Raw genomic sequence first — 16,200 nt, forward strand, 5'->3', positions numbered from 1 at the left:
GAGCACGCACCCGACGAGCGCCCCGTCCCCCTCCCGGAGGACGGGGCGCCGTCGTCGGGCGCGGCGGAGGGCGACCTGGGCGGTGACCCGGCCGCGCTGACGATGACCGAGTTCGAGGAGGCCGTCGGCGACGCCCTCGACCTGGTCCCGGTCGAGCTGATGGACCAGCTCGACAACGTCGTCTTCCTCGTCGAGGAGGAACCCCCGCCGGAGGACCCCGAGCTGCTGGGCGTCTACGACGGGGTGCCGCTGACCGAGCGCGACCTGTCCTGGGGCGGCACCCTGCCCGACCGGATCACGATCTTCCGCGGGCCGCTTGTGCGGATGTGCGAGGACCGCGAGCACCTCCTCGACGAGATCGCGGTGACCGTCGTCCACGAGATCGCCCACCACTTCGGCATCGACGACGAGGCGCTGCACGAGCTGGGCTGGGGCTGAGGCACCGGCCGACGGCCCGGGCGCTACAGTGGCCTGGTGATTTCGGCGATCGTCCTCATCAAGGCAGAAGTGGCCCGCATCCCTGAGGCGGCGCGGGAGATCGCCGCGATCGAGGGCATCAGCGAGGTCTACTCCGTCACCGGCGACGTCGACCTCATCGCCGTCGCCCGGGTCTCCCGCCACGAGGACTTCCACGACGTCATCGCCGACCGGCTCAACAAGGTCGCCGGCGTCCTGGAGACCAGCACCCACATCGCCTTCCGCACCTACTCCGACGAGGACCTCGACGCCGGTTTCGACCTGGGCCTCGACGGCTGACGTCCCTGGCCACGCCGGCCTGAGCGCCGGAGGGTCCGACCGGCCCGTTCAGCCCGGGACGCCGGCCACCGCCCCGGCCGGGCGGTCCCACGGCCGCCCCGGGGCCGGGTCGAGGTGGTCCGGGTCGCCCCAGGAGCTGGCCTGCGGCTCCAGCTCGGCCCGGGAGGCGCCGGCTCCGTCGACGGGGCACGTCCACGTCCCCTGCAGATCGATCAGGCGGGTCCCCGGCTTCTCCAGCCAGCCGAGCACCAGCTCGCTCTCCTCCGGCAGCGCCCCCGGTCCGCTCACCACCTCGGCGGTCTGTCGCAGGGCCTCGACGTAGGGCATCGGGTCGGCCCCGGCGGGGGTGGTCGTGGTGCCCGCCAGACGGCCGTGCCGCACGCACACCACCTCCCAGCCCCCGCCGTCGCGGGGGCGGGCTGCGACCAGCTCGGCCGTCTGGGTCAGCGGTCGCAGTCGTTGGGCCCGCGCCGCGGCCCTGACCAGCGCCATCATCCGGTCGCGGAGGGTCCCGGCCTCCTCGAAGCGTTCCTGCTCCGCCAGGGCGTCCAGCCGCGCCCGCAACGAGCCCATCACGTCCCGGCAGCTGCCGGTGAGCGCCTCGCCGGCCCGGCGGACGACCTCGGCGTAGTCCTCGACCGACTGGGCGCCCACGCACGGCCCGCCGCAGCGGCCCATCTCGAAGAGCACGCACGCCGACGTCTGGGCGGCGCGGGCGGCGAGCCGTGCGGTGCACTGCCGCAGCGGCACCACCTCGTGCACGGCCGTCACGGCCGCCTCGGCCGTCCGTCGGCTGGTGAAGGGCCCGGCGTAGTGGGCGTCGTCGGCCCGCACCGTCCGGACGATGGACAGGCGGGGGAAGGGCTCGGCGGTCAGCTTGACCCACATCGCCTTCTCCGGGTGCCGGGACCGCCGGTTGTAGCGGGGCTTGTGCTCGGCGATGAGGCGCAGCTCGCGCACCTGCGCCTCGAGCCGGGTGGCGCACACGATCGGGGTAATCGACTCGGCCAGCCCGACCATCTCGGCCATCCGGCGGCGCGTCTCGGACGCGGTGAAGTAGGTCAGGGTGCGCCGGCGCAGGTCCGAGGCCGTCCCCACGTAGAGCGGCTCGCCGCGGGCGTCCCGGAAGACGTACACCCCGGGTGCCGACGGCATCGCCTCGGCGAGGAAGCGCTTGCGCCGCTGCGCGGTGCTGACCCGGGAGCTGTAGGACTGCAGCTCCTCCAGGGTGTGCACGCCCAGGTTGCCCACGCGCTCGATGAGCCCGTGGAGCACGTCGACGGTGGCGCGGGCGTCGTGGAGGGCACGGTGGTCGGGCGTCGTGGCGGCGCCGAACAGCCTGGCCAGGCTGGCCAGCTTGTGGTTGGGCGCCTCGTCCTTGTGGACCAGCTGCCTGGCCAGGCGGACGGTGTCGATCACCGCGAAGCCCGGCCAGGGGTGCCCGGTCTCGGCGGCCGCCGCCTTGAGGAAGGAGACGTCGAAGCCGGCGTTGTGGGCCACGAGGACCGAGCCGGCGGCGAACTGGAGGAACTGCGGCAGCACGGTGCGGATCGGGGGCGCGTCGGCCACCATGGTGTTGGTGATGCCGGTCAGGACGCTGATGAACGGCGGGATGGGGGACGCGGGCCGCACCAGCGTCTGGAACTCGCCCAGCACCTCACCGCCGCGCACCTTCACCGCGCCGACCTCGGTGATCTGGGAGCCCGCGGGGGAGGACCCGGTGGTCTCCAGGTCGACGACGACGAAGGTGACGTCGGCCAGGGGAACCCCCAGGTCCTCGAACGTCGCCTGCACCATCTGCATGTCCCCGAACGTAGACGCCGGCTCCGACAGACCCCCTCCACCGACACGCTGGAGCGGGGTATGTCGGACCCCGCCCCTAGCGTCGAGGACGAGGAGGTGGACCACATGACCACGACCACCATCGACTGCCAGACCTGCCCGGTGCGGGGCCGTCACTGCGGTGACTGCTTCGTCCCCGTCCTGGGCGCCGTGTGGCTGCAGACGCCCACCGTCACCACGCCGCAGGCCCAGGAGGTCCAGGACGTCCCGATGGCCCCGGACGACCCCGGCCCCCGTGGCGTCCGGCTGGACAGCGACGAGCTGGCCGCCGTCGGCGCGTTCGTCCGGGCAGGACTCGTCACGCCGCAGGAGGCGTCCGCGGCCCGGGCCGAGCTCGTCGACGACCGCCGCTGGGCCGCCGGCTGAGCCGTCCTGGCCGCACCAGTCCCGGCCGCGACCGCCCGGGCCGTGACCGCCCTGACCTCAGCCGCGCCGGGGTGCCGACCGGGTGTAGAGCGCGTCGATCTCGTCCTGCAGCTTGTCGGTGATGCGCCCGCGCTTGAGCTTCATCGACGGGGTGAGCAGGCCGTTCTCGGCGGTGAAGTCCTCCCCGAGGATGGTGAAGGTGCGGATCGACTCGGCCCGGCTGACGGTGTCGTTGGCCGCGTCCACGGCCTTCTGCACCTCCGCGCGCACCGCCTCGTGGGTGCGGGCGTCCTCGACCGTGAGGCCGTCCAGGCCGTGCGCGGCCGCCCAGGTGGGCAGCATCTCCTCGTCGAGGGTGATGAGGGCGGCCACGAACGGGCGTCCCTCGCCCACGACCATGCACTGCGACACGAGCGGGAAGGCCCGCAGCCGGTCCTCGAGCGGGCCGGGCGAGACGTTCTTGCCGCCGGCGGTGACGAGCAGCTCCTTGGTCCTCCCCGTGATCCGCAGGAAGCCGTCCTGGTCCAGCTCCCCGAGGTCGCCGGTGCGGAACCAGCCGTCCCGCAGGACCTCGGCCGTCGCCTCCGGGTCGTCGTGGTAGCCACGCATGACGTTGACACCCTTGACCTGGACCTCGCCGTCGTCGGCGATCCGCACCGACACCCCTGGGAAGGGACGCCCGACGGTGCCGATCCGGATCATGTCGGGCGTGTTGACCGTGGCGGGGGCGGTGGTCTCGGTCAGGCCGTAGCCCTCGAGGACCAGGACGCCGATCCCGCGGTAGAAGTGCCCCAGCCGCTCCCCGAGCGCGGCCCCGCCGGAGATGGCGTAGTCCACCTTGCCGCCCATCGCCGCGCGCAGCTTGCCGTAGACCAACGTGTCGGCCAGGGCGTGCTGGGCCTTCAGCGCCACCGGCACGCGGCCGCCGTCCTGGGCCCGACTGTAGTCCTGCGCCACGCGGGCGGCCCACCGGAAGATCCGCCCCCGGCCCCCGGCCTCGGCCTTCTGCTCGGCCGAGTTGTAGATCTTCTCGAACACCCGCGGCACCGACAGCAGGAAGCTGGGGCGGAAGCCGGCCAGGTCCGTCAGCACCGTCCTCGGGTCGGGGGTGTGGCCCAGGCGGGCCCCGGCGTGCACGCAGACCACCTGGATGAACCGGGCGAAGACGTGCGCCAACGGCAGGAACAGCAAGGTCGAGGCCTCCGGCGCCTTGATGACGACCGCCAGGCGCTCCGCGGCGTTCTCGGCCAGCCCCATGAAGTTGTCGTGCGTCAGCTCGCAGCCCTTGGGCCGTCCGGTGGTCCCCGACGTGTAGATGATCGTGGCCAGGTCCGCCCGCACGAGCGCGGCCCGCCGCCGCTCGACCTCCGCCACCGGCACGTCCTGCCCGGCGGCGACCAGCTCGTCGAGCGACCCGCCGTCGATGCACCAGACGTCGCGCAGCGTGGGCAGGGACTCCCGGACCGAGGAGACCACGCCGAGCAGGTGCTGGTCCTCGACGATCATCGCCACCGCGCCGGAGTCCTGGACGATCCACTCGACCTGGTCCCGCGAGCTGGTCTCGTAGACCGGCACCGGCACGGCGCCCACGCTCCACAGCGCGAAGTCGACGAGGGTCCACTCGTAGCGGGTGCGGCTCATCACGGCGACGCGGTCGCCGGTCTCGATGCCGGCGGCCACCAGGCCCCGGGCCAGCCCGTCGACGTCGGAGCGGAACTGCGCGGCGGTCACCTCGTCCCAGCCGTCCGGCCCGGGCCGGCTCATCATCACCCGCGAGGGCTCGCGCTCGGCCCACTCCACGGCATACGTGGAGATGCTGCCCTCGGTCGTGGGCGGGATGAGCGGGGGGACGGTGACGTCCTGCACGGGCGGGCTCCTCGTCGCAACGGGGTCGGGGGAGGTGCGCGGCCCACCCTACTCGCGCCCCGGAGGCGTCCCGGGCAGCACACGGCATAGGCTGCGACGAGGACCGCACAAGGACCGGACGAGGAGAGGGACGGGCGTTGGGCATCTGCGTCGGAGTGGACATCGGCGGGACCAAGATCGCGGCGAGCGCCGTCGACGGACAGGGCCGGGTGCTGCACCAGGCGCGGCGGGAGACCCCCGCCCAGGACCCCGACCTCATCGCCCGCGCGGTCGCCGACGTCACCGAGGAGCTGCACCGGGCGGTCGCCGCGGACGGCGGGAGCGTGGCCGCGCTGGGCGCCGCCTGCGCCGGCTTCATCGACCAGGCGGGGGAGACGGTCGTCTTCGCCCCCAACCTGGCCTGGCGCGACGAACCCCTCAAGGCCCGCCTCGAGGACCTCGTCGGCCTGCCCGTGGTCATCGAGAACGACGCCAACGCGGCCGCCTGGGGGGAGTTCCGGTTCGGCGCGGCCCGGGACGTCGACGACATGCTCCTGCTCACCCTGGGGACCGGGGTCGGGGGCGGCATCATCGTCGACTCGGTGCTCATGCGCGGGGCCCACGGCATGGCGGCCGAGGTGGGTCACCTGCGGGTGGTCCCCGACGGGCACCGGTGCGGGTGCGGCAACAAGGGCTGCTTCGAGATGTATGCCTCCGGCAGCGCCCTCGTGCGCGAGGCCCGGGCCCTCGTCGCCGGGGGCTCGCCGCACGCCGGCACCCTCTCGGACCGGTGCGGCGGCGACCCCGCCCGGCTCACCGGGCAGCTGGTCACCGAGGTCGCCCAGGAGGGCGACCCGGCCGCCACCGAGCTGCTCGAGGACGTCGGCCGGTGGACCGGTGAGGGTGCGGCCAGCCTGGCCGCCGTGCTCGACCCGGCGCTCATCGTCGTCGGCGGCGGGGTCAGCGCCGCGGGCGACCTGGTGCTCGAGCCGGCCCGCAACGCCTTCGGCCGGCACCTCACCGGCCGGGGGCACCGGGAGATCATCCCGATCGTGCGCGCCGAGCTGGGCAACGCCGCCGGCATGATCGGCGCGGCCGACCTGGCCGCCGCCGGGACGTGACCGGCGGGGCCGCCGGGCCACGGCCCGACGGGGACGCGCTCGCGGTCGGGGTCGACGTCGGCGGCACCCGGATCAAGGCCGGCCTGGTCGACCCGGCCGGCCGGGTCGTGACCCAGGTGCGGCACGACACCCCCGACCGCACGACCGCGGCCCGCGTGGTCGAGGACGCGGTCGTGGCGGCCGTCGAGGAGCTGCTCCGGTCCCCGGCCGCCGCCGGCCGGGAGGTCGTCGCGGTCGGTGTCGGTGCGGCCGGGTTCGTCGCGGCGGACGCCGGGCGGGTCGTCTTCGCCCCGCACCTGTCCTGGCGCGACGAGCCGCTGCAGGACCGGCTGCGCGCCCGGCTGGACCGCCCCGTGGTCGTGGACAACGACGCCAACGCGGCGGCCTGGGCCGAGCACCGGTTCGGCGCCGGCCGCGGGGAGAGCCACCTGCTCGTGGTGACCCTGGGCACCGGCATCGGCGGTGCGCTCGTGCGGGAGGGCCGGCTGGACCGGGGACGGCACGGGCTGGCGGGGGAGTTCGGCCACATGGTCCTGGTCCCCGACGGTCGACCCTGCGAGTGCGGCAACCGGGGCTGCTGGGAGCAGTACGCCTCCGGCGCGGTGCTGCGCCGCGAGGCGCTGGACCTGCTCGCCGCCGGGGCCCCCGACCTGGACGCCGTGACGGAGCGGTGCGGCGGCGACCTCGACCGGCTGCAGGGCGAGGACGTGACCGCGGCCGCCCTGGCGGGGGACCGGGTGGCCGCCGAGCTGCTCGCCGACGTGGGCCGGTGGCTGGGGACCGGCCTGGCCAACCTCGTCGCCGCGCTCGACCCCGGCACGGTCGTCGTCGGCGGCGGGGCCAGCGAGGCCGGGGACCTGCTGCTGCGCCCCGCCCGGGAGACCCTGGCCCGCCGCCTCGTCGGCCGCGGCCACCGGCCGGTGCCGCCCGTGCTGGCCGCCGAGCTGGGCGTGGGCGCCGGCCTGGTCGGGGCCGCCGACCTGGCCCGCGCCTCGACGATCCCTGCCTGAGCGCCCTTCCTGGGCCCCTGCCCGGGCACCCGGGGCAGGGTGGGCGCCCGGGCGCGCGAAGGCATACCGGAGAATGGGCACCATGCCCGAGAACACCGAGCGCGCCGGCCTGCGCGTGGCCAGCTACAACCTGCGCGGCCTCAAGGACGACGCCAGGGCGGCCGCCGCCGTCGTCCGCGCCGTCGACCCCGATGTGCTGCTGCTGCAGGAGGTGCCGCGCTACCCCGGGTCGGACTACGCGATCAGCGCGTTCGCCCGCCGGACCGGGCTGCTGTGGTCGGGGCGCACCCGGCTGGTCAGCGGCACCGGCATGATGACCAGCCTGCGGGTGCGCGCGACCGACTCTCAGGACCGCCGCCTGCGCGTGGGTCTGGGGGAGAATCCCCGCAGCTGGACGGTCGCCAGGGTCCAGGCGGTCGGGCTGGAGCCGGTCACCGTCGTCTCGGTCCACCTCTCCCTCAAGGAGGACCAGCGGGTCGACCACGTCCGCACGGTCCTGTCCGAGCTGGCGGCGGCGCCCGACCTGGCCGGCGGGCCGCTCGTGGTCGGCGGCGACGTCAACGAGGAGGCGGACGGGCGCGCCTGGGGGGTGCTGTCCGGGGCGCTGACCGAGGTCAGCGACGACCGGCCCACGTTCCCGGCGCAGAAGCCGCACCGGCGCATCGACGCGATCTTCGCCCGCGGCCACCGCACGGCCGTCCCCGGGGACCCCCGGCTCGTGGCGGACGCACCGCTGGAGCAGGCCACCGACCACCTGCCGGTCTGGGTCGACCTGACGTTCTGAGACGCCGCTAGACCTGGGCGCCCCAGTCGCCGCCGGGACCCCGGTCCCGGGGCTGACGCAGCACGAGCAGCACGAACCCGGCCACCGTCAGCGCCGCGCCCGGACCGGCCCACCGGGTGTCCAGCACCGGGACCACCGCGGAGAGCACCACGAGGAGCGGGCCGCCGACCAGGCCCACGAGGATCGCCCAGAAGTGCAGGTCGCCGACCGGCAGCGGCGGGACGGGCGGCGGCACGAAGTGGTCGTCCTCCTCCGGCGGGGAGTAGGACCGGAAGTCGGTCGCCATGCCCTCGGGCGGCCCCCCGGCCTCCGGCACGCCCCGACGTGGGGGCCGGGGGCGGGGCGGGACCTGCGACGGGGGCGGGTTGACCCGGTCCGGCGGTCCGAAGCGGCCCGTCGGCGGCGGCTCGGGCCGGGCCGGTCCCTCGGGCAGGTCCGTGCCCAGGCCGGCGACGATCTCGCGGAAGCGCCGGTCGACGTCGTCGGGCCCCTCGGGCTCGGGCGGGTGGCCGGGGTCGGTCACGGGCGCCTGCTGACGGTCGGGAGCACGTGCTCATCCTCGCACGGTGCCCGCTCACCGGTAGAGTGCGTGCGCTGACCGTCGGCAGGAGAAGAGCACCGTGATCTACTGGATCCTCAAGCACATCGTCGTCGGCCCTGCGGTGCGGGTCGTCTTCCGCCCCTGGGTCGAGGGCCGGGAGAACATCCCCGCCACCGGCGGTGCGATCCTGGCCAGCAACCACCTGTCCTTCTCCGACTCCATCTTCCTGCCGCTCATGGTCGAGCGCCGGGTCACCTTCCCGGCCAAGCAGGAGTACTTCACCGGCCGGGGGGTCAAGGGCTGGCTGACCCGGCAGTTCTTCACTGCCACCGGCCAGATCCCGATCGACCGCTCCGGCGGCAAGGCCTCCCTCGTGGCCCTGGAGAAGGGGCTGGAGGTGCTGCGCCGGGGGGAGCTGTTCGGCATCTACCCCGAGGGCACCCGGTCCCCCGACGGTCGGCTCTACCGCGGCAAGACCGGGATGGCCCGGCTCGCGGTCGCCGCCGACGTCCCGATCGTGCCCTGCGCGATGATCGACACCGACAAGGCCCAGCCGACCGGCCAGCGGATCCCCAACGTCGTCCAGGTGGGCATCCGGATCGGCCGGCCGCTGCACTACCCCCAGTACGCCGGCCAGACCGAGAACCACGAGGCCCTGCGCGAGATCACCGACGACGTCATGCGCGAGCTGCAGCGGCTCTCCGGGCAGGACTACGTCGACGAGTACGCCTCCGCCGTCAAGAAGCGCCTCGCCGACCGCGCCCGCGGCGGCCTGGAGCACGCCCGGGAGAACATCGAGCAGGCCCGGGAGCGGGCCCGCGCCGGGCTCACCGAGGCCGCCGACCGGGCCCGCGAGGGCCTCTCCGCCCGCCGGCCCCGGCACGACGACGAGCAGCCACCCGCCTGACGCGACGTCATACCCACCTCCCCGCGTCTCCTACCATGGTGCGGGTGAGCACCGACACCACCGGCCTGACCGCGGCCCCCGGGGCCGCCATCGACTGGCCCGACCTCCCGGCCAAGCAGCAGCCCAGCTACGACCCGGCCGAGCTCGCGCACGTCCTCTCGGTGCTGGGGACCTATCCGCCGCTGGTGTTCGCCGGCGAGGCGGACCTGCTGCGGGAGCGGATGGCCGCCGTCGCCGCGGGCCGGGCCTTCACCCTGCAGGGCGGCGACTGCGCCGAGACCCTGGCCGACGTCACCGGCCCCAACATCCGCGACCGCATCAAGACGATCCTGCAGATGGCGGTCGTGCTCACCTACGGCGCCGGGACGCCCATCGTCAAGGTCGGCCGGATGGCCGGGCAGTTCGCCAAGCCGCGCAGCCGGGACGACGAGACCCGCGGCGGGGTCACCCTGCCGGCCTACCGGGGCGACATGGTCAACGGCTTCGAGTTCACCCCCGAGGCGCGGCGCCACGACGCCGACCGGCTGCTGCGGGCCTACCACGCCAGCTCGGCAACGCTGAACCTCGTGCGCGGCTTCACCAGCGGCGGGTTCGCCGACCTGCGCAGCGTGCACGCCTGGAACAAGGGCTTCATCCAGGGCCCCGCGCAGAAGCGCTACGAGCAGATGGCCCACCAGATCGACCGGGCCGTCCGCTTCCTGGAGGCCTCCGGCGTCGCCGACGCCGAGGAGATGCGCCGGGTGGAGTTCTTCTCCGCCCACGAGGCGCTGGTGCTGGACTACGAGCGGCCGATGGTGCGCCGCGACCACCGCACCGGGCTGCTCTACGACACCGCCAGCCACTTCGTCTGGGTCGGCGAGCGCACCCGTGACCTCGACGGTGCGCACATCGACTTCGTCTCCCGGGTGCAGAACCCGGTCGGGGTCAAGCTCGGCCCGACGGCCGACCGCGACACCGTGCTGGCCCTCATGGACAAGATCGACCCCGAGCGCACCCCCGGCCGGCTGACCTTCATCACCCGGATGGGCGCGGACCAGATCCGCGACGTGCTGCCGGCCCTGCTCACCTCCCTCGGCGAGGAGGCCCACCGGGTCAGCTGGGTGTGCGACCCGATGCACGGCAACACCTTCACCTCCCCCAGCGGGCACAAGACCCGTCGGTTCGAGGACGTCGTGGAGGAGGTGCGCGGCTTCTTCGCCGCGCACGCCGAGGCCGGCACCCACCCCGGCGGCATCCACGTCGAGCTCACCGGCAACGACGTCACCGAGTGCGTCGGCGGGGTCCACCCCGTCGACCTGGACGACCTGGGCCTGCGCTACGAGACGCTGTGCGACCCGCGGCTGAACCACCAGCAGAGCCTGGAGCTGGCCTTCGTCGTCGCCGAGATGCTCGAGCGGGGCGTCCACTAGATGGCCGCCCCCACCCCCGTCGTCGCCGACCTGCGCTCGGACACCCTCACCCGGCCCACCCCCGCCATGCGCGCGGCGATGGTGGACGCGGAGGTGGGCGACGACGTCTACGGCGAGGACCCCACGGTCGCCCGGCTGGAGGCCCGGGTCGCCGAGCTGCTCGGCCACGAGGCCGCGCTCTTCATGCCCACCGGCTCGATGGCCAACCAGGTCGGCCTGCGGCTGCACGCCGGCCCCGGCCAGGAGGTGGTCACCGACTCCCTGGCGCACGTGCTGCGCGCCGAGCTGGGCGCCGCCGCGGCGTTCTCCGGCATCACCACCCGCAGCTGGGTGGCCGACCGCGGGCTGCTCGACGTCGACACCGCGCTGTCGGTCATGGTCCCCGACGGGGGCGCCTACCAGGTCAGCACCGCCTGCGTCGTCGTGGAGAACACGCACAACTTCGGCGGCGGCACCGTCCAGCCGCTGGCCGACATGCGGCGGCTGCGGGAGGCCACCGCCGAGGTCGGCGTCGGCGTCCACCTCGACGGCGCCCGGCTGTGGAACGCGCACGTGGCCACCGGCACGCCGCTGTCGGACTACGGCGCGTGCGCCGACACCGTCTCGGTGTGCCTCAGCAAGGGGCTGGGTGCACCGGTCGGGTCGGTCCTGGCCGCGGACGCCGAGCGGATCCAGCAGGCCCGGGTATGGCGCAAGCGTCTGGGCGGGGGCATGCGCCAGGTCGGCATCCTCGCGGCCGCCGGGCTGCACGCCCTGGAGCACCACGTCGAGCGGCTCGCCGAGGACCACGCCCGCACCCGCCGGGCCGCCGAGGCGCTGGCCCAGGCGGCCCCCGGCACGGTCCAGCCGGGCACGGTCGAGACCAACATCCTCGTCCTGGACGTCGGCGCCGCCGGCTGGACCGGCCCCGGCCTGGTCGCCGCGGCCGGCGAGGCCGGCGTGCTGGGCTACCCGACCGGGCCGCGGCACGCACGCTACGTCTGGCACCTGGACGTCGACGACCCGACGACCGACGCCGCGGTGGACGTCCTGGCCGGGCTGCTGCGCCGCGGGCCGGCCTGAGCGGAGGGTCCAGGGTGACGGGGGACGGCACGGGTGCGGGACCGTGGCCCGACCTGCCGCCCGGCCAGCGGCCGGCTGGTCGCTGGCTGGCCTCGCACTACGGCAAGGTCCCCCAGGTCGACGGGGAACGCTGGCGGCTGACCGTGCGCGGTGCCACCGCCGACGGGGGTCTGACCGTCCTGGACCGGGGCATGCTGGCACAGATGAAGTTCGTCGAGGTGGCCGCCGCGCTGCACTGCGTCGACCGGCACAGCGTGACCGGCCTGCGATGGGGCGGCGTCCGGCTGGCCGACGTCGTGGCGGCCGCACCGCCGGAGGAGGGCGCCCACCACGTGCTGCTGGCGGCCTCCCGCGGCTACTCCTCGGCCGTCCTCCTGGAGGACCTGCTGGCCCCCGACGCCCTGCTCGCCACGCACGTCGACGGGCAGCCGCTGACCCGTGAGCACGGCTGGCCCGCGCGGGTCGTGCTCCCGCACCTCTACGGGTTCAAGGCGCCGAAGTGGATCGCCGAGATCAGCTACCACCACACGGCGCAGCAGGGCTACTGGGAGGCCCGGGGCTGGCACCCCCGCGGCCGGGTGGCCCTCGAGGAGCGCTGGGCCCACCAGGGCTGAGGCTCACACGACGGCGAGCACGACCTCGGTCCCCGGGGCCACCTCGGTGCCCGGCTCGACGGACTGCTCGCGGACGGTGCCGAAGAACCCGCCGCGCACGTCCTCGCGCACGACCGTCAGCCCCAGCCCGGTCAGCTCCTCCTCCGCCGTGGAGAACTGCCGGCCCACGACGTCGGGCACCTCGACCAGCTCGGGGCCCTGGGAGAGGACCAGCCGCACGGTCGTGCCCCGCTCGACCTGCGCCGGGCCGGGCGACTGGCTGACGACCGCGCCCTCGGGCACCTCGTCGTCGAAGACGCGGTCGGGGGAGACCTCGACGAGGAGCCCGGCGCCGGTGAGCGCGTCCCGGGCCTCCTGCTCGGTCCGCCCGGTCACGTCGGGGACGTCGACCGGCGCGGGGCCGTCGGAGACGACGACGGCCACGGCGGTCCCGGGCGGCTGCTGCGTGCCCACGTCGGGGTCGGAGGCCAGGACCGTCCCCGCCGGGACCGTCTCGTCGAACCGGCCGGTGCGCCCGCCGAGCTGCAGACTGGCCTCCTCCAGCGCCTGCGTCGCCTCGTCCACGGTCAGCCCGACCAGGCGCGGCACGGCATACCTCTCCGGGCCCTGGGAGACCACGAGCCGCACGTCGGTGCCGTGCCGCAGCTCGCTGCCGGGGGCGGCGTCGGCCGAGACGACGGTCCCGGCGGGCACCTCCTCGGAGAAGTCGCGCTCCACCACCGGGTCCAGCTGGCGCGCGTCCAGCGCGGCGCGGGCCTCGTCCTCGGTCAGCCCGACGACGGTCGGCATCGCCGAGTGCACGGCCGGCCCCTCGGTGAGGTACCAGAAGCCGTACGCCCCGCCGGCACCCAGCACGAGGAGCAGCAGCGCGAGCACCCAGGCGGCGGCCCCTCCCCGCCGCCGCCTCCGGTCGGTCCCGGCCGTCGGAGGGTATGCCGTCGCGCCCCGGTCGGTGCCGCGGGCGCCGCGACGGGCGGGCCTGGGGGCACGGTTGCCGCGGGTCCGGGCGTAGTGGCCCTCGGGCGCCCCGGTGATCTGCCGGGTCGCGTCCGCCGGCTGCAGACCCATGACCTGGGTCGCGTCCGCCGGGTCCGTCGGCGTGCGGCCGGTCCCGGGAGGGCCCGACGCGGCGCGGACGGCGACCGGGACGGTGGCGTCGGGCGGGGAGGGCGGCAGCGCCGGGACGGCGTCGAGCTCCTCGTCCGACAGGCTCCGGCGCAGCGAGCGCAGCTCGGTGAGCAGCCAGCCGGCGTCGGGCGGCCGGTCGGCCGGCTCGGTCGCCGAGGCACGCAGGAGGAGGTCTTCCACGGAGGCCGGGGCCGAGGGCACGAGGTCGCGCAGGCGGGGGGCGCCGACGTGCACGTGCTCGTAGGCCACCCGCAGGGGGTCCTGGCCGGGGAAGGCCTTGCGGCCGGTGAGCAGCTCGAGGAGGAGCAGACCCACGGCATACACGTCGGTGCGGGCGTCGGCGCGCCCGTGCTCGACCTGCTCCGGGGCGAGGTAGGCGGCCGTGCCCCAGAGCACCTCGGTGGTCCTTGCGTCGGCCACGTCCAGCCGGGCGAGGCCGAAGTCGGCCACCTTGACCGTGCCGCCGCGGCCGAGGAGGACGTTCTCAGGCTTGACGTCCCGGTGGACGAGGCCCTCCTCGTGGGCGGCGGCCAGCGCCTGGACGACGGGCTCGACCAGGCGGAGCGCGGCCCGCAGGGACAGCGGCGCGTGCTCGTCGATGACGTCGCGCAGGGTCCGGCCCTCCACCAGCTCCATCGCCAGGAAGACGACGCCGTCGTCCCGGCCCTGGTCGTAGACCGGGACCACGTGCGGGTGGGAGAGCCGGGCGGCGGTGCGGGCCTCCACGACGAACCGGCCGACGAACTGCTCGTCGGCCGCCAGGTCGGGGCGCATGACCTTGAGCGCGACCGGGCGGTCCAGGCGCAGGTCGCGGGCCCGGTAGACGGTGGCCATCCCGCCCGTGGCGAGCACGTCCTCCACCCGGTAGCGGGCGTCGACGACCCGTCCGAGGACGTGGTCGTGGTCGGTGGACGTGCTCACGTCGCCACTGTACGGAGCACGAGGCCCCGACCGTGGGAGGTCGGGCCGGGGCTCAGATGCGCTTCATGAGGGCGGTGATGTTGCGCACGTACTGCTCGGTGTCGGGGAACAGGCCGTGCTCGCGGACGCTGGCCAGGCCCTGGTAGTAGCCGCCGATGGCGTCCTCGCGGGTGTCGGCCGCGCGCAGCAGCGTGCGCATGATGACCACCCCGGCCTCGACGTTGTCCTCCGGGTCGAGCAGGTTCAGCTCGCGCCCGATGAGGGAGCTGGCCCACTCGCCCGAGCTGGGGATGACCTGCATGGCGCCGATGGCGTTGGCGGGCGAGACGGCCCGCTGGTTCCAGCCCGACTCCTGGTAGGACAGCGCCAGCATGAGCGTGGGGTCGACGCCGTGCCGGCGGCTGGTCTCGGTGATCAACGCCTTGATCTGGGCCGCGGAGGGCACCTCGACTCCGGCGAGGTAGTCCCGGTTGGCCGCGGCGGACCGGGCCACCCCGTCGCTGTAGCGGTAGTGCAGGAAGGTGTCCTCGACCTTCTCGCCCTTGCGGTAGTCGCCGACCGAGCTCTCGTCGTAGGCCCGGGTGGGAGCGGCCTTCTTCGGGGCGGAGGGGGCGGGAGCGGGGGCGGCCTGGCCGGAACCCCCGGTGCCGGGCAGGCGCAGCGTCTGTCCGGGGTGGATGAAGGCCGAGCTGGAGATGCCGTTGGCCCCGGCCAGGGCGGAGGCCGTGGTGCCGTTGCGGTGGGCGATGCCCCACAGGGTGTCGCCGGCGCGCACGGTCACCGTGCCGCCGGCCGAGGAGGACGACGCCTTCGGGGCCGACGTGGTGGGGGACGACGTCTTCGGCGACGGCTTGGGACGGTCGGCGGTGCTCGAGGTCGAGGTCCGTGCCGTCGAGGAACCCGGCAGGGTGAGGACCTGGCCGGGGTAGATGAGCCGGGAGTTGGTGATGCTGTTGGCCGACACGAGCGCCTCGACGGTGGTCCCGTGACGCAGGGCGATCTGCGACAGGGTGTCCCCGGAGCGGACCGTCACCGTGCCGGAGGCGGCCCGGGGGGTGCTCCGCGCCGGAGCCGGTGCCGGCACCGCGGCCCCCTCGCGCGGGATGACCAGGGTGGCCCCGGGCAGGATCCACCGGCCGCCCTGGCTCAGCCCGTTGGCCCGCACGACCGCTTCCGGGCTGACGCCGTGCCGGGCGGCGATGCCGTAGACCGTGTCGCCCGAGCGCACGGTGTAGGTGGTCCTGGTCGTTGTCGCCGTGGTCAGCTCGGAGGTGTGCAGGGCGGTGGGGGCGTAGGCCATGGCCGGCAGGTCGGCAGGTGGCATGGCGGCGAAGAGCGGGCTCACGGGGGAGACCTCCGGGACAGGGGAGTGCGGGTGGGACGACCGGTGCCACAGGGTGTGCAGGGACCCAGGGGAAGGACCGTGAACACTGAGGCACGAGGGACAGTACTCGCTTCCGGGACGCCGCACCACCCTGACGGCGTGTCGATCCATGTGATTGACTAGAAGATGTGGTAAATGGCACCGATGTAATTCCGACCGACGACTGGCTCAGCGTCCCCGAGATCATGGAGCGGACGGGCGCTCCCCTGCTCACCGTGCGGCGCTGGCTGCAGGACCGTGAGCTGATCGGGCTGCGCAGGGGGCCGAACAACGCCGTCATGGTCCCCGCCGGCTTCCTCGACGACGACGGTCCCCTGGGCCCGCTGCGGGGCACGATCACCGTGCTCGCCGACGGCGGGATGAGCGACGAGGAGATCATCGGGTGGCTGCACCGGCCCGACGACAGCCTGCCCGGCGGCAGCCCGGTCGCCTCGCTGCACGCCGGGGCCAAGACCGAGGTCCGGCGTCGGGCCCAGGAGGAAGCCTTCTAGCCAGGAGGGGGCGACCGGC

General features: G+C 74.9%; 16 protein-coding genes. 11 read left to right on the top strand and 5 right to left on the bottom strand.

Annotated features, from left to right (window positions below; genetic code table 11):
* The first annotated feature begins 102 nt into the window (after positions 1–102).
* Together FJR00_RS08455 and FJR00_RS08460 are read left to right on the top strand one after the other, a co-directional pair.
* Positions 103–438: a metallopeptidase family protein gene (locus tag FJR00_RS08455; RefSeq protein WP_075958908.1), complete on the top strand. Its 336-nt coding sequence runs from the start codon at positions 103–105 to the stop codon at positions 436–438.
* A gap of 36 nt (positions 439–474) precedes the next feature.
* A complete protein-coding gene (locus FJR00_RS08460) occupies positions 475–756 on the top strand; it encodes an Lrp/AsnC family transcriptional regulator (RefSeq protein ID WP_075958909.1) in 282 nt (93 codons plus the stop codon).
* Positions 757–804: 48 nt separating this feature from the next.
* On the opposite strand, the gene FJR00_RS08465 is transcribed toward FJR00_RS08460, so the two are convergent.
* Positions 805–2,559, bottom strand: a complete 1,755-nt coding sequence (locus FJR00_RS08465; RefSeq protein WP_141338332.1) for a DEDD exonuclease domain-containing protein — start codon at positions 2,557–2,559, stop codon at positions 805–807.
* A gap of 105 nt (positions 2,560–2,664) precedes the next feature.
* On the opposite strand from FJR00_RS08465, the gene FJR00_RS08470 reads away from it, so the two are divergent.
* Complete coding sequence (locus FJR00_RS08470) at positions 2,665–2,964, top strand: hypothetical protein (protein ID WP_141338333.1); 300 nt, start codon at positions 2,665–2,667, stop codon at positions 2,962–2,964.
* Positions 2,965–3,021: 57 nt separating this feature from the next.
* Here FJR00_RS08470 and FJR00_RS08475 read toward each other — a convergent pair whose 3' ends face one another.
* Positions 3,022–4,830, bottom strand: coding sequence for an AMP-dependent synthetase/ligase (locus tag FJR00_RS08475; protein WP_141338334.1), 1,809 nt, complete (start codon positions 4,828–4,830; stop codon positions 3,022–3,024).
* 137 nt (positions 4,831–4,967) lie between these two features.
* Here FJR00_RS08475 and FJR00_RS08480 point away from each other — a divergent pair, with 137 nt between their 5' ends.
* The 3 genes from FJR00_RS08480 (at position 4,968) to FJR00_RS08490 (ending at position 7,724) form a co-directional block, all read left to right on the top strand.
* Complete coding sequence (locus FJR00_RS08480) at positions 4,968–5,930, top strand: ROK family glucokinase (protein ID WP_141338335.1); 963 nt, start codon at positions 4,968–4,970, stop codon at positions 5,928–5,930.
* Entirely contained in the window at positions 5,927–6,940 is a 1,014-nt protein-coding gene (locus FJR00_RS08485) for an ROK family glucokinase (RefSeq protein ID WP_141338336.1), read from the top strand. Before FJR00_RS08480 ends, FJR00_RS08485 begins: the two co-directional genes overlap by 4 nt.
* An 82-nt stretch (positions 6,941–7,022) precedes the next feature.
* Complete coding sequence (locus FJR00_RS08490; protein WP_181409552.1) at positions 7,023–7,724, top strand: endonuclease/exonuclease/phosphatase family protein; 702 nt, start codon at positions 7,023–7,025, stop codon at positions 7,722–7,724.
* Between the two features lie 7 nt (positions 7,725–7,731).
* Here the strand turns inward: FJR00_RS08490 and FJR00_RS08495 are convergent, their stop codons facing one another.
* Entirely contained in the window at positions 7,732–8,247 is a 516-nt protein-coding gene (locus FJR00_RS08495; RefSeq protein ID WP_141338338.1) for a hypothetical protein, read from the bottom strand.
* A gap of 97 nt (positions 8,248–8,344) precedes the next feature.
* Here FJR00_RS08495 and FJR00_RS08500 point away from each other — a divergent pair, with 97 nt between their 5' ends.
* The 4 genes from FJR00_RS08500 to FJR00_RS08515 are packed head-to-tail and all read left to right on the top strand — an operon-like array spanning position 8,345 to position 12,257.
* Positions 8,345–9,172, top strand: a complete 828-nt coding sequence (locus tag FJR00_RS08500; RefSeq protein ID WP_141338339.1) for a lysophospholipid acyltransferase family protein — start codon at positions 8,345–8,347, stop codon at positions 9,170–9,172.
* Between the two features lie 35 nt (positions 9,173–9,207).
* The gene (locus FJR00_RS08505) at positions 9,208–10,581 is read left to right on the top strand and encodes a class II 3-deoxy-7-phosphoheptulonate synthase (RefSeq protein ID WP_141338340.1); all 1,374 of its coding nucleotides are present in this window, start codon (positions 9,208–9,210) and stop codon (positions 10,579–10,581) included.
* Positions 10,582–11,643, top strand: coding sequence for a threonine aldolase family protein (locus tag FJR00_RS08510; RefSeq protein ID WP_141338341.1), 1,062 nt, complete (start codon positions 10,582–10,584; stop codon positions 11,641–11,643).
* Between the two features lie 14 nt (positions 11,644–11,657).
* On the top strand, positions 11,658–12,257 hold the full coding sequence (locus tag FJR00_RS08515; protein ID WP_238330396.1) for a molybdopterin-dependent oxidoreductase: 600 nt from the start codon (positions 11,658–11,660) through the stop codon (positions 12,255–12,257).
* 3 nt (positions 12,258–12,260) lie between these two features.
* On the opposite strand, the gene pknB is transcribed toward FJR00_RS08515, so the two are convergent.
* Both pknB and FJR00_RS08525 read right to left on the bottom strand, forming a co-directional pair.
* A complete protein-coding gene (gene pknB, locus FJR00_RS08520; RefSeq protein ID WP_075958917.1) occupies positions 12,261–14,306 on the bottom strand; it encodes a Stk1 family PASTA domain-containing Ser/Thr kinase in 2,046 nt (681 codons plus the stop codon).
* A 52-nt stretch (positions 14,307–14,358) separates the two neighbouring features.
* Complete coding sequence (locus tag FJR00_RS08525; RefSeq protein ID WP_181409553.1) at positions 14,359–15,651, bottom strand: LysM peptidoglycan-binding domain-containing protein; 1,293 nt, start codon at positions 15,649–15,651, stop codon at positions 14,359–14,361.
* A 167-nt stretch (positions 15,652–15,818) separates the two neighbouring features.
* On the opposite strand from FJR00_RS08525, the gene FJR00_RS08530 reads away from it, so the two are divergent.
* Positions 15,819–16,181, top strand: a complete 363-nt coding sequence (locus FJR00_RS08530) for an Rv2175c family DNA-binding protein (protein ID WP_075958919.1) — start codon at positions 15,819–15,821, stop codon at positions 16,179–16,181.
* Positions 16,182–16,200 lie beyond the last annotated feature (19 nt).

Source organism: Ornithinimicrobium kibberense (genome assembly GCF_006519705.1).
In the GTDB taxonomy this organism is placed as follows: domain Bacteria; phylum Actinomycetota; class Actinomycetes; order Actinomycetales; family Dermatophilaceae; genus Ornithinicoccus; species Ornithinicoccus kibberensis.